Annotated in this window: 14 protein-coding genes; 2 read left to right on the top strand and 12 right to left on the bottom strand. The window is 45.7% G+C overall.

Annotated elements, in window-relative coordinates; genetic code table 11:
* Positions 1-15: 15 nt before the first annotated feature.
* From D3H35_RS11925 to D3H35_RS11910, 4 genes are all read right to left on the bottom strand, one after another.
* The gene (locus tag D3H35_RS11925; protein WP_119149563.1) at positions 16-633 is read right to left on the bottom strand and encodes a nucleotidyltransferase domain-containing protein; all 618 of its coding nucleotides are present in this window, start codon (positions 631-633) and stop codon (positions 16-18) included.
* Positions 634-905: 272 nt separating this feature from the next.
* Entirely contained in the window at positions 906-1,391 is a 486-nt protein-coding gene (locus D3H35_RS11920) for an NUDIX hydrolase (protein WP_119149561.1), read from the bottom strand.
* 211 nt (positions 1,392-1,602) lie between these two features.
* Positions 1,603-2,184, bottom strand: coding sequence for a nucleotidyltransferase family protein (locus D3H35_RS11915; RefSeq protein WP_119149559.1), 582 nt, complete (start codon positions 2,182-2,184; stop codon positions 1,603-1,605).
* Entirely contained in the window at positions 2,181-2,636 is a 456-nt protein-coding gene (locus D3H35_RS11910) for a hypothetical protein (protein ID WP_119149557.1), read from the bottom strand. Before D3H35_RS11910 ends, D3H35_RS11915 begins: the two co-directional genes overlap by 4 nt.
* Positions 2,637-3,335: 699 nt before the next feature.
* Here D3H35_RS11910 and D3H35_RS11900 point away from each other — a divergent pair.
* On the top strand, positions 3,336-3,752 hold the full coding sequence (locus tag D3H35_RS11900; protein ID WP_119149554.1) for a VOC family protein: 417 nt from the start codon (positions 3,336-3,338) through the stop codon (positions 3,750-3,752).
* A 366-nt stretch (positions 3,753-4,118) separates the two neighbouring features.
* Here the strand turns inward: D3H35_RS11900 and D3H35_RS11890 are convergent, their stop codons facing one another.
* The 6 genes from D3H35_RS11890 to D3H35_RS11865 all read right to left on the bottom strand — a co-directional run bounded on the left by D3H35_RS11890 (position 4,119) and on the right by D3H35_RS11865 (position 8,581).
* Positions 4,119-4,715, bottom strand: a complete 597-nt coding sequence (locus D3H35_RS11890) for a hypothetical protein (protein WP_119149552.1) — start codon at positions 4,713-4,715, stop codon at positions 4,119-4,121.
* Positions 4,715-5,398, bottom strand: a complete 684-nt coding sequence (locus D3H35_RS11885) for a hypothetical protein (RefSeq protein WP_119149550.1) — start codon at positions 5,396-5,398, stop codon at positions 4,715-4,717. The genes D3H35_RS11890 and D3H35_RS11885 overlap by 1 nt, the downstream gene beginning before the upstream one ends.
* Positions 5,399-5,729: 331 nt before the next feature.
* Positions 5,730-6,920 (bottom strand): IS256 family transposase, encoded by a 1,191-nt coding sequence (locus D3H35_RS11880; protein WP_119149548.1) that lies wholly within the window; start codon positions 6,918-6,920, stop codon positions 5,730-5,732.
* 362 nt (positions 6,921-7,282) lie between these two features.
* Positions 7,283-7,597: a hypothetical protein gene (locus D3H35_RS11875; RefSeq protein WP_119149547.1), complete on the bottom strand. Its 315-nt coding sequence runs from the start codon at positions 7,595-7,597 to the stop codon at positions 7,283-7,285.
* 47 nt (positions 7,598-7,644) lie between these two features.
* Positions 7,645-8,088, bottom strand: a complete 444-nt coding sequence (gene aac(6'), locus D3H35_RS11870) for an aminoglycoside 6'-N-acetyltransferase (protein WP_119149723.1) — start codon at positions 8,086-8,088, stop codon at positions 7,645-7,647.
* Positions 8,089-8,125: 37 nt separating this feature from the next.
* Positions 8,126-8,581, bottom strand: coding sequence for an SRPBCC family protein (locus D3H35_RS11865; RefSeq protein ID WP_119149545.1), 456 nt, complete (start codon positions 8,579-8,581; stop codon positions 8,126-8,128).
* A gap of 71 nt (positions 8,582-8,652) precedes the next feature.
* On the opposite strand from D3H35_RS11865, the gene D3H35_RS11860 reads away from it, so the two are divergent.
* Positions 8,653-9,888, top strand: a complete 1,236-nt coding sequence (locus D3H35_RS11860) for an MFS transporter (RefSeq protein WP_119149543.1) — start codon at positions 8,653-8,655, stop codon at positions 9,886-9,888.
* Here D3H35_RS11860 and D3H35_RS11855 read toward each other — a convergent pair.
* Together D3H35_RS11855 and D3H35_RS11850 are read right to left on the bottom strand one after the other, a co-directional pair.
* Positions 9,885-10,154 (bottom strand): energy-coupling factor transporter transmembrane component T family protein, encoded by a 270-nt coding sequence (locus tag D3H35_RS11855; RefSeq protein WP_119149541.1) that lies wholly within the window; start codon positions 10,152-10,154, stop codon positions 9,885-9,887. The genes D3H35_RS11860 and D3H35_RS11855 overlap by 4 nt on opposite strands.
* Positions 10,103-12,502 (bottom strand): ATP-binding cassette domain-containing protein, encoded by a 2,400-nt coding sequence (locus D3H35_RS11850; RefSeq protein ID WP_158594076.1) that lies wholly within the window; start codon positions 12,500-12,502, stop codon positions 10,103-10,105. The genes D3H35_RS11855 and D3H35_RS11850 overlap by 52 nt, the downstream gene beginning before the upstream one ends.
* Positions 12,503-12,594: the final 92 nt, after the last annotated feature.

Here is a 12,594-nt window from a genome sequence, read left to right as displayed (position 1 = left end):
TTCCTCCATTTCCGATTATCCACCCTCACTGAAATCATTACGAAGCTTTTCGATCCATTCCGCATTCCCTTTTACTTTGATCATACTATCAAGAAGCCATTTCTTTGACTTGGTATCTTTAACTCGCCCTCTGTAAACTCGAAAATCATGTTCGTCTTCTTCTCTCGTACTTAAACTTTTAAATAAAAGTTGCCATGCCGGATTTACGTATAATCTTGGTAAGTGTCCTCTAATAAAGTCGCTAATATGCATATTAATTTCTCTATTTTTTCTGAAAATAACTTCTTCTTTTCTGCGTTCCGTTAATAGAATTTCTAAAAACTCGTCCCCCTTGAATAGATGCAAACAATATCTCGGAGGATTTAAGTCACCTAATTCGTTTACACGTTCCAGACGATGTTCGCCAGGTACTGCAACATGAACGTCCCATCCCTGAAAATGCTCAAGAGCATACTCAACATCTTCTCTAAAGATACAGATATCCATATCTTTATGATTTCTAGTTTTTTCACCTACTGCTAGGTCAATCGACCAACCCCCGGCAATAAACCATGGTCTAGTAAATGTCTTCATAACCGATTCAATATTATCTAGAACAGGCGAGTTGATTACGTCCGTCTCTTTTACTCCCACGTAAGTGTACCCCCCTTAATTTCGAAGCAGATCGATTTATCTTCATTATCTGAAATGCCCGGATCGATCCAATCTCAAACGAAAAGCATTGCAACTAAATTCGCGATTGCCTTAACCGCTATAAAAACCAAGAAATATACTATAGCTGCTTTCCATTTTTTCTTGAATTTTTTCGAGAAAAAGGCAACAAAAACAACCGTCATTATCAGAATCCATATCGAATCTTTAACTAACTCAACTTTAGTCAATTAGAGCTACCTCATTTTTCAAAGTTAATTAAGTCTTTCAAAGTCCTTCAATTCTGTTTTCGTTTGAATGTAACCTAATTTTCTTAGAATCGACTCTGTGAATGAATTAATTTCAGCTATTGGTTCTTTGAGTGTAAAATAACGCAGTTCAAGTCCCTCATCGTCATTTATGGTAGGTGTGCCTTCTACATCTATCGCTTCATAGACAGCCAATACATTATAAACTTCGTCTCCATGCGGATATTTGTAATACATATCCGCTCCGGAAAAAACGGTTATAAACTTAAAGGCTTTTGCTTTTAACCCAGCTTCTTCGAACAACTCACGCGCGGCTGCTTCTTCTAATGATTCCCCTGGTTCCAGTGCCCCGCCGATCGTGCCCCAGTCCAGACTGTCCGTGCGCCTTTGGAGTAATAAGTGTCCCTGTTCATTAAAAATTAGAACACATGCACCGACCATAATAAGAGGACGAGTTCCAACAAATTTTCTTAGTTCCATAATATATCCCATTGGATTCTCCAAATCTCCTCTACAGAAGTTCTGCCATTCGATTATGATTCTACCCTCTTTACAAATCTATATCCCGTTACCTTAAATCCCTTTTTCTTATAGAACTCATGTGCCTTTGTCCGTTCTTCTTTAGAGCTTGATTCGATAAGCTCCATTCTCTCTATCAGATGAAATATACCGACGAATTTCTATCATTAGAAATCCTCCCTTTCTACCATTCAACAATTATTAATTTATCCCACTGGCCTTTCCAACGTCTGACCTTATCCTCATAAATCTCTTTTGTGATCTGTGCTTTATTCGGTCTAACAATCATTCCAAACAAATCTTCAAGCCCAAACGGAGCATACACGTCCCAATCGCTACCCGATATTCTCGCTCCTAATGCAGTTGCCGTAGTTGGCCATGTATTTATCGCGTCTTCCAGAGATCGGTATGGTTTTATTTCATATCCAAACCGATCCTTGTACCAAAGATGCACTCGTGCCTGATTTTTCACATCTATTTTGAAAGGCAATTCAGAAAACAATCGTTCCACTTCACTTTTCGTTTCTTCTTCTCTTTGCTCCGATAAGTCATCATCAAAATAAACAAAGTCAATATCCTTAATTCCATAGGACAGTGGCATTCCGCATAAGTGATTCCATACCGTTTGAGTGATACAACCAGCACCTATGTAATAGTGATTGATTTTTAGTTTTTGGACTTGATTAAGAAAATCGTATACCAATTTGTTTTGTTCAATAATTCGTATTAAATATTGCTCCAAATGATCTGAACTAAAATGAGTCATGAAATGGCTCCCCGCTCCTTCTTCAACACTAAGTTTCGAAGCCCGTTCTCAGTGAACTCTTGTTCATAATATTCCTCCAGCTCATATTTTCGCGAGAGCTGCTTCTCTGACCATTTATGAACGGGACCCGTTTCCTTGAGGAGATCCCTTTTGGCCAACCGCGAAGACAACTCTTCCCAGAAGCTATCATCGTCATATTGTTCAACGACGGGCATCATCCCATCTTCAAAGAAGCTTGTTGTATAGTAGCTATTCGTCCGCTTATCCAACGCAATTATGTCCTCGGATTTGAACATTTTCGATTGCTTGTAGAGAAGCTGTTCCAGCTTGATGTAATCCTGGTTCATCTCTTCTTCCGAAAGCTTTGTTGCATTAGCGATCCATGAGCCAAGGTAAACGAGTTCTATCAACGTGCGATACTGCTCATCGGATAATTCGATAGATTTAGGCATAGAATTCACTCCTTATCTTCATTGTTAGCCGATTTTTTCCTTGATGGAATTGTATCCCATTTCCCTTCTGATGGCACTAAAGATTTCCTTAATTTAAGACGTTCAAAACAAACATACAAAAACCACCAAACGCAAGGTTCCCCTGTGCTCTCTTGGTGGCTCAACTAGTTTTCCTTCAAAAGTTTATTAATGATTCCAAAAGTCCTCTCGGTACTTATTTCCCAAATGTTTTTTCCATCTTGCTGTAGCGTTGTTTGTGCCCCACGAATTCGTAGATCCATCCGAATCCGGTATGACAAGTCGTACAGAACAAACGAATCGCCGGTACGTGCAGAAAGGATTTCCTCTTGAAGACTGACAGATGGCGTACGGTTCGCGTCCCATTGGTACCTTTGCGAATCACGTGCTGCACCGACAGGCAGATCGAGCAGCTTTGAAGAAGGGAGACGGGAGTGGCGGCGATATGAAGTTCATTGTGATCGACAAACAGAATCTGGCTTACGTGTAACTCTGGTATGTTGAGAAGTTCGTTGATATACTGGGTTTGCATCTGCTTATTCCTTTTGTTGTGGTTGGGGAATTACAACAATACAGGAGTGGCAGGAATCAAGTAGACCGATGAATTCCCGGATCGACTTTCGTCTAAATAAACGAAGCCATCAATGACAACGAACCAATTTGACGATGAGGTGTTTAAAAATGGCATTAATGTCCACATTCACGAGCTTCAATCTGCCTGTAAACAACGTAGAACAATCGAAGGCGTTCTTCACCGGACTCGGATTCGAGCTCAACCCGCAATTCCCCGAGAATGAAAAGTCGGTAGCCATCGTGATCGGCGACAACCTGCAGGTCATGCTGCTCACCAAAGAACTTTTAAAGTCGCTCACGCAGAAGGAAACCGTTGATACGGAAAAGTATGCGCAAATGACGATCGCATTGGCCTTCGAGAGCCGAGAAAAGGTGGATGAAATCGTGAATACTGCGGTCTCCTTGGGCGGGAAATCGTACGAAGAACCTGAGGATTATGGATTCATGTATCATTGGGCCTTCGAGGACTTGGATGGCCATATGTGGGCAATCAACTACATGAACACGGATGCAGCTCAAGGTTAAGGATAACGGAGAGCGCACTAATACTTGGATTAACAAGGGAAGATGCCGGGCACCTTCCCCGGCGTCTTCATAGGCTTTGAAATTGTCCATAATCGCTTGCCAGCCTGCTTGCTGGAGCTCGACGGGGTTGGAGCTTTCCGCGTCGAACGTTTCAATGACCTTCGTCTCATTCCCTTGATCGACGAAAGTAATGTCTCGGTACCTACTGGAGTGCAATCGGCATCGCATGGGGACTTAGCCGTCAAGCACTGATTTTAAGGTTGAGCCATCTTTTTCAATATATTTGTAGTATCCAAGATGATCTAATTCTTCGATAAGCGGTGTTATATCAGTCCGATCGAATCGTTTGCTTTTATTGATGGATGTTCATTTTGTATAACCTACAATTTGAATTCTTCTCCTTCTTTCTTCTCTTGAATACATGAACCACCCAATCAACAGAAATGGAATAGAAAACACAAGAATAATGCCAACTCTCTTAAAGCCGTTAAAAAGCTCTTTCGTAAAATCATTAACCAAACTTATCGTAATCTGCTCTTTGACTTCATCAATCGTTTTTATCTCAACGCTATATTTTCCTTCTTCCAAAACTTCAAAGCTGTATAGCGACTCACCTTTAATATCGTCCAACGTGAATGATGTTGAGGATTCCTTTACGATCTTCAAGACCTTACCGTCTCTTACATCGGATATTTTCACAGATATTAATTCGTAAGGATCGTTGAACTTATTTTCCCTTTTTAACTTGATAATCCCTGCATCATAAACTTTTGAACTGTATTCGTAAAACAAATCGTATCTTCCCGGTGCTAACAATACTTCTTTCGTATCAGGTGCAATTATCTTGACTCTGCTGCCGAGAGAATTATTATTCAAAAAATCGATTACGGTATAACCAATTCCAGAAACAATAATTAAACCACCGAGGATAAGGAAAAAATACTGACGAATGTATGGTTTCATTAATAACTCCTAGCAACATTCTTTCTCAAATATCGTAAAAGAGATGTTCTTAATTTATAAAAAAACCATGTAGTCAATAATGATTCTGTTTGTTTATGGGTGGAAATCTTATTGATGTATTCAAAGTCTTCTTTACATACACATAATCTAAGCATTGGCTTGACCTCTTGCTTGCTGACCCATTCATCAAAATAAATTTTAGAAGTGCTTGTTAGTTCAAAAGTTTCTGAGAGCATGAAATAAATCATCCCAGTAGTCCATGGGTTTCTATCCAATGTTTGCTTGGTTAATGAAAAGAAGTAGTACCTCTTTTTACTCCTTGTCTTAATGCACCCGTTTCTAAAATTGCTTACTAACTTTCCTCTATCAAAAACAGCATAGAAAATTGGCCAAATACCATCTTTGCTAGCAAAGATGGCGTCAACCAGCTTGCCGTTGTACAAGGTTTGCCTTCTGGTTTCAAAACTTTCAATTCCCATGTTATTAGAACCGTGAGCTACCGCGTTTTTTTGTTGAATGATGTAATCAATAAAGCGATATTTGGGGAACACAGAATTGAAATTTACTAATCCACCGTTTTGATGAGCTTCAGAAAACATGAGCTCAAACTGATTGATCTCCTCAACAGTAAAAGCTTTATCCGATCTTTGATAAAAAAGCATACTCATAAGGAAAGAAATCATTGGCAATCCCCTTATTCATTGCATACTTATTATTCTTTACATACTTACCCATTTATCATCCTTTGTCGGATTGATCCTGGTTCCCCTTAATTCTAAGGACGGGTAAACCCGAATTATGAACCATTTAGTAATCGGGGTGCCTTAAACTAAGCGTTCAACCGCTATTCGCCGCGAATAGAAACCGTGATTGTCTTAAACCAATCTCCGGCCGGTAGCGTCAAGAAGTTTGTGTAGTAGGTTTTTCCATCGGGATGATGGACATGATTTTAGGTTTTAGAGTTGGCGGAGAGCGCAGCTCAAGCGAAGGCGCGGGAGATTGGTTTTTGTGGCGCTACTCCTCGGATGTTATCTTGTCCGAATATCGTGCCTCAAACATCTCGGTTAACTTCTTCTTCACTTCAGGATCTGCAAACCCACGTATGGCGCGACTTTCGTTACGTTCGTTGTAGTCGATTGCCTGCAAGTAAACGATCTTCTCTGCCGCATCCATGTTCGTTAAACTATTCATCGGCTTGAGTCTCTTGCGGATTTCCTTATTCATCCGCTCGATTGGGTTGGAAGTGTAAATGGCTTCCTTGATGAGGCTGGGAAATTTGTAAAAGGTCAGCAACGTAGGCAGTTGCTCCTTCCAAAGTTCCATCTCTTTTGGATACAATTTGCCCCACTTTGCGTAAACCGTGTCGAAGGCTGCTAATGCAAGATCTTTGTCCTCAGCCGTGTAAACCGTTTTGATATCCTCGATAACTTCCGTTCGATGTTGCACCCGGATTTTTGGGAAAGTAGCACGGACTTTGTGCACCACACAATGCTGCACGTCGGCTTTCGGGTAAGTCTCGCGGAAGGCTGCTTCAAGCCCTGTCAGGCCGTCAAACACGCCGAGCAGCACGTCTGTCGCCCCGCGTTTATAAAGATCTTTGAGTACTTCCCGCCAGCCATTTGAACTCTCTTGGCCGCCAATGTAGAAGCCAAGGATTTGCCGGTGACCATCTTCGTCGATCCCCATCGCAAAGTAAACGACTTCGCCACTTACGGTGCCGCGTTTGAGTTTGACGTAAAGACCGTCGAGATAAATAACCGAGTAACGTTTTTTTAGCGGGCGCTGCAGCCAGATTTGAATGTCCTCCAACACTGTCGCTGTAATATTACTGACGGTCGTAGGCGAATATTGGCTACCAAACATGCTTTCAATGAAACGGGCGACGTCTCGTGTGCCCATACCGCTTTTGTACATCTGAATAACAGCTTCCTCTAGCCAACCATCTCGGCGCTGATACGGCTCGAATACGCTGGTTTGGAATTGGCCATTACGGTCACGTGGTACCTGGAGATCTTCAATGTGACCATACTTCGTGTGGAGGGTGCGCGTGTAATAACCGTTCCGGCTATTACGCTGATGTTCTTCCTGCTCCTCCAACATGTGTTTGATTTCAGCTCGCATGATCGTCTCAATGTTCTGTTTCACAAACTGTGTGACAAGATTTTCAAATAGATCGTTAAGCATGTTTTCGGGTATAGTAGTCATCGAGTAGGGCTCCTTCTTGGTGGCGTCGTAACCCCGAGAATACCCTACTTTTTTTTGTTTTGGTAAGACTCCAAAACATGGTACACAAACAATTTTACGTCATCCTCCGGCCCGTCATCCGTCACAAATAGTAACTGTGGGTATCTTAAACCAAGCGTTCATCCGCCATCCGCCGCGAATAGAAACCGTGAGTGCCTTAAACCGAGCGCTTGCCCGTCATCTGTCACAAATAGTAACTGTGGGTGTCTTAAACCAGGCCTTCATCCGCTATCCGCCGCGAATAGGAACCGTGGGTGCCTTAAACCAATCCCCCCCCCCCGTCATCCGTCACGAATAGTAACTGTGGGGCTTCAACAAACTACTTACCGTAAATACTCGTTCAGTTTATTCACATTATTTGTGACTAATAAGATTTCTCTGCCCTTCTTTTTAAACAAGACATAGAACGGTTTAGCACTTATTTCTACTCTTTCATCAGGAACATTTAATCCATACCCATTGACTAAATGATTTGGATCTTTTATTTCACTAATATATTTTTCGGGTACTTCACCATAAATTGTAATGGTATAGGAACCATCCTTTTCAACATAGCTTGACAGAATAACAAAAATAATAAACAAAACGAAAATTCCTAAACCCAAATTGTAAAGGTACCTATTTACCTTGCTCTTCATTTACTCTCCGCCTATTGTAAGATGTTGGGTTATAGGGGTAACCAATCTCACTCCAAGCTTTTAATGAAAGCTATGACCCTGCCCGCTTCTTTAAACCCAATACTTGTATGGAACTTATAGCTGATCCTATTATCTATACTAATGTCAGAGCCAATCTGTTTGCAGCCTTTGTCTCTCAACCATAGCTCTCCAGCATTTAATAGCATTCTCGATATTCCCATTCTTCTATAATCAGGTTTTACATATATTCCTTCTACATATCCCGTCGGACTAAACTCCGATCCTTCAACATAATCTGATCTAATGGACAGATGTATAAAAGCAACAGCTTCACTACCGATAGAAAACAATAACACCTTATTTTTTTCCGAATGAAGGTTGATCAGGAAATCTGCTTTTAGGTTCTCAAAATCATTTTCCGGCCATAAATCCAGCGCCATACTAACCAATTCGTCGATGAACTGCTCATTGGCTTCAATGATGGATCTCATTTGTTCACCTGCTTTGAGTTTATTAACTCCCATAATCTTAGAGATTCTCGGCAAGTATCTTCAACCGAAAATTGCGATGCTCTAAAAAGCGTTTCATATACTTCTTCAAAACAAACCTCTCCGCTACCTTACCTATCATTCCAAACGGAGCTTCAAAAACTAATATATCCTTCATTAAAGTCATTCCATTGCGTTCCTCGAATAAATGCTCATGCCGTAAGCTTTTAAACGCTCCGTTCATCATTTCATCAATAAAATAATAAGGGCTCTTCATTTCCGTTATCTTTGAAGTCAATTTCTGCCTAATGAAAAAGTGTGTAGCTTGAAAAGTAACGGTCTCACCTTCATTTATCAATCCGTTTATAGTGCCGGCTACTGCTCTTTCTTTTGTGTGCCGCCACACCGTTTGAGTATGTACATCGATATTTCTAGCTAAATCAAAACAGACTTGAATCGGCGCATCGATAATCATCTCCGTTCTGACTGTAACCAAAGGCAACACCTCATTCGCGGTATGTTAGAATTAACGCAAGATTTCAATCGATTTCGCATATGGAGGGTAAAATGGGACAACGAGCATCGAGCGGAAATAGTGCGATAACACAGCAGCGCCCGGCTACTCTTCAACGACGTCATTTTATCATTTTTGCGGCGGCAACGATCTTGTATTGGTCATCCATGTACATCTATGTACCGATTTTAAGCCCTTATTTGCAGGATCGGAATTTGTCCATGGCGTGGATCGGCTTTATTCTCGGAAGCTACGGATTAACGCAGCTGCTTCTGCGTCTTCCGCTCGGCATCTATTCGGATCGTATGAGCCGCAGGAAGCCGTTCCTTATCGTCGGCATGGTCGCAAGCCTTGGAAGCTGCCTTCTCTTCATGCTTCCCGGTGGGTGGGAAGCGCCTCTTGCGGGACGGCTGCTCGCTGGCATTTGCGCGTCTACCTGGGTTCCCTTCAGCGTTCTGTTCGCTTCTTACTATCCGGCCGACCAAACCCAAAAAGCGATGGGAACGCTCAGCTTCCTTATGGTATCGGGACAATTCGTCGGCATGGCGGCGAGCGGCTTGATCGCCGACCTCGGAGGCTGGAACGCCGCTTTTTGGACCGGAGTGGCAATTTCGCTGATCGGAACGGCTGCGGCTATATTCATTCGCGAGCCCAAGCAACCGTCTCCCTCTTCGAAAGCTGTCCCGAATACGGTCTTCGCGGATACGTCGGAAGTGCTCCGTTCTCCCCGTCTATGGATGTTTGCCATCTTGTCGTTGTTAGCCCATGGCATCCTGTTCATTACGATGTTCGGCTTTACGCCTCTGCAAGCAACCCAGTTGGGCGCTTCGGAAGGACAGTTAACGATAATCGTAGCCGCGTTCATGATTCCGCATGCGTTCATATCGCTCATTTCCGGCCGATCACTGGCGCTTAGGTTCGGCACGCAGCGCGTCATCGTCGTCGGTTTTGCGGCGGCTGCCCTATTCACGGCACTCATACCGTCAAGTACGAATTTGTGGTGGTTGTCGCTTACTCAAGCTTTGAACGGAGCGGCTCAGGCGATGTATTTCCCGCTTCTGCTCAGCCTCGCCATTCGCGGCTTTGCTCCAACCCAACGGGCTACCGCGATGGGGCTATACCAGTCCGTATACTCGTTTGGCATGTTTCTCGGCCCTTATTTAGCAGGAGGACTCAATTCGTACGGCGGCTTAAAAGCAGGATTTTGGTTCGGTGCCTCACTCGGAATAATCGCAGCGATCATCTCGTCAGGCAAAAGTCTGCGCAACGAGCAGCAAGCAACCTTTTAGCGAATCAGCCACAAAACACTTGCGGCAAGGGCCGCGGAAATAGTCCAAGTGCTGTCTTTCCAGCTCCAGCGAATGGTTACCGCCCATGTAGGGTGCTCATTCGTCCCTACGCCTCGGCTTTCGAGCGCGAGCGCCGCGTCCTCTCCAAGCCGGAACAGAGAGAGAAGAAAGGGCAAGGAAACCGTCTTCAGCCGCCTTACGATTCCTTGCGGAGTTATCGACGTTTCTTTCCCCGCGCAAGCATCAAGCGGCGATACCGATTCCATTCCTTCAGCAGCACAGGTACAAATCTTATCGTTAACGTCAGCGTAAGAATAAATCGCTGAGCTATAGGAATCGTTCGGCCTTTCCGCGACAAAAGCTGTTCCAGTGAACGACGCAGCCTAAGCGGGGTGATCGCCGCTGTCATGCCTAAGCCAAGCAGCAGCACGAGCATCGTTCGCGTGAACGGAAACAAGGTTTCTTTGAAGGCTCCTCCATCCCAATTGCCCATGCCGGAACTAAACCCGGCGATTACAGACATAAAAACCGCAAAGTAAGCGAAGTTAATTAACGTCCAACGCCATTTCCACACCGGTATATGTCCGATGAGCAGAATAGACAATACGACGACTGCGCCTATCCCGAGCCCAAGCCAATCGGATTGCGAGAACAAACCTATCGACAGCAGTACATAACCAAGCCATAACGAACGGGGATCCATCCGTATCAATAGACGAGACGCCGTCTCGACTTCCGCAGACGAATTCGAAGACAGCGGCGCATCGTTCTCCGACTGGCATGGCTCATGCGCCAAGTCCGATTGCCTGCCTTTAAGGCCAGTCAACGAAGCGGCCAAATCCCGGGGCTGCCACAGGCGATCGATAGCTACGCCGGAACGCCATGCTTCGTGCGCGATTTCCAGCCACGCGGGAATCGTCATACCCGCCGCTTCCAGCCAATGCGGATGGGCGATCAGCTCGTCTCGGCTGCAAGCTCGAATCGTCCTGTCTCGATCCGCATGAACGATCAACACCCGATCGGCAAGCGGAAGCGCCCAATCCGAATCGTGAGAAACGAGGACGATACCGCGTCCTTCCCCCTTCATGGCGAGCATTTGACGAGCGATCAGCTCATGGCCTGCGCCATCCAATCCCGCCGTGGGCTCGTCCAACAATAACCATCCCGCCGGCGAGGCGAAAGCGCTCGCTAGAGCAGTACGCCGCCGTTCTCCCCCGCTCATCTGGTAAGGGTCTCTTTCCATCCACGAGCGGTCCCAGCCTACCGCCGACAGCGCATCGTCCATCCTCTGTTGTTCAAATCGCACATCCGGCTTATACGGACGCAGCGAGTAGCCGAGCTCTTCTCTTACCGTCCTGGCGAACAGCGAATGCTCGGGAGATTGCGAAGCGTAGCTGTAGCTTCGCAGAGCCCGCGCATTAAGCTTATTGCCTCCGATCCAACGTCTCTTCGTCCACAACGGCTCGTTACCGTATGCAATCCGAAGCCCCTCCGGCTCGCGAAGCCCGGCAAGCTTCTCCAGGAAGGTCGTTTTTCCCGCGCCGTTCGAACCCATCATTAACGTCAACGTCCCCGGCTCCAGCCGCAGCGTCCCCGGCGCGATACCCGATATTCCGCCAACGCTAATCCCGTCGCGGCTGCTTGCAATTTCCCGAAGCGGAATCTTTATCGAAACGCCTGTCTTTTCCGGCTCGTTAACCGGACATTCCTTCATCAAGTTCCGGTCGTCTGCAGAGAAAGTCAGCCGCTCCAACGCACCGCTCCACTCTTCCGCAATCATAGGCGGCTTTCCCTTCCATACGCCTCGATCCCAAAGCTCCATAGCCAAATGCGAAAGATAAGGCAGCCTGAGCCCGCAGCTCGCGCAGGGTGACGGCGAACCGGCCGACTCGCCGAACAGAAACTTTCTTGACTCTCCGTCATAGACGACTCGGCCCGCTTCCATCGCGACGACTCTCTTATCCGGCGAAAGCTCCTCTAGCCGCTGCGTAACCCATACGATGGCGGCTCCTCCCCTCTGCAGCGACTCGGCCATGCGAAGCACCTTCTCGCGGTGCAGCTCGTCGAGCATCGAGGAAGCCTCATCAAAGACGATAAGCGGTGCTTCGCATACGACCGCCGCCGCTGTCGCAGCGAGCTGCTTTTCACCGCCGGACAAGCTGTCCCACGTCATATTCTCTTTTCCCGCAAGACCGGCCGCCGCGAGCTTTTCACCGGCGCGACGTGCCATTTTCTCTGGAGGGATTCCTTGCCATTCCATTGCGAATTGCAGCTCTTCCAACGGCGTCTCGCCGAACAACTGCGCTTCCGGATATTGCAGCACGACGGGAGACGACCGATCGCCGGCGAAGCCGCGTTCGATAGATCCGGTCGTCCCTTCCATATATAAACCCGCCAATAAGCGAGCAACTGTCGACTTCCCGCTTCCGTTAACTCCGACCAAGTAAAGCCACTCTCCCGCATGAAGAGACAATTCGACCTCTTCAAGCCGAGGAATAGCCGTACCCAACTCATCGGCCGCATATACCGAAACATGGGAGAGAACAAGCGGCCGTTGCAGATTCGTCTGCTCCCCATCCAAGGCGAGCCCAATCCCCGGTCGTTCCATAGCCATGAAAAATTCCCTCTTCCCAATTCGCCATTCCCATGCTACAATCCGATTTGTTAACCATTCGACATCATTTAAGTTAACATTCAAAAGGAGAT

Origin of the sequence: Cohnella faecalis (genome assembly GCF_003570905.1) — a bacterium.
Lineage (GTDB): Bacteria > Bacillota > Bacilli > Paenibacillales > Paenibacillaceae > Cohnella > Cohnella faecalis.
This window is presented reverse-complemented; position numbering and strand designations above follow the sequence as displayed.

Coding starts and splice junctions, on each gene's coding strand:
- D3H35_RS11855 (WP_119149541.1), bottom strand. CDS start 10,154: ATGGAATCGGTATCGCCGCTTGATGCTTGCGCGGGGAAAGAAACGTCG.
- D3H35_RS11900 (WP_119149554.1), top strand. CDS start 3,336: ATGGCATTAATGTCCACATTCACGAGCTTCAATCTGCCTGTAAACAAC.
- D3H35_RS11860 (WP_119149543.1), top strand. CDS start 8,653: ATGGGACAACGAGCATCGAGCGGAAATAGTGCGATAACACAGCAGCGC.
- D3H35_RS11920 (WP_119149561.1), bottom strand. CDS start 1,391: ATGGGATATATTATGGAACTAAGAAAATTTGTTGGAACTCGTCCTCTT.
- D3H35_RS11915 (WP_119149559.1), bottom strand. CDS start 2,184: ATGACTCATTTTAGTTCAGATCATTTGGAGCAATATTTAATACGAATT.
- D3H35_RS11875 (WP_119149547.1), bottom strand. CDS start 7,597: ATGAAGAGCAAGGTAAATAGGTACCTTTACAATTTGGGTTTAGGAATT.
- D3H35_RS11910 (WP_119149557.1), bottom strand. CDS start 2,636: ATGCCTAAATCTATCGAATTATCCGATGAGCAGTATCGCACGTTGATA.
- D3H35_RS11850 (WP_158594076.1), bottom strand. CDS start 12,502: ATGGCTATGGAACGACCGGGGATTGGGCTCGCCTTGGATGGGGAGCAG.
- D3H35_RS11890 (WP_119149552.1), bottom strand. CDS start 4,715: ATGAAACCATACATTCGTCAGTATTTTTTCCTTATCCTCGGTGGTTTA.
- D3H35_RS11880 (WP_119149548.1), bottom strand. CDS start 6,920: ATGACTACTATACCCGAAAACATGCTTAACGATCTATTTGAAAATCTT.
- D3H35_RS11885 (WP_119149550.1), bottom strand. CDS start 5,398: ATGATTTCTTTCCTTATGAGTATGCTTTTTTATCAAAGATCGGATAAA.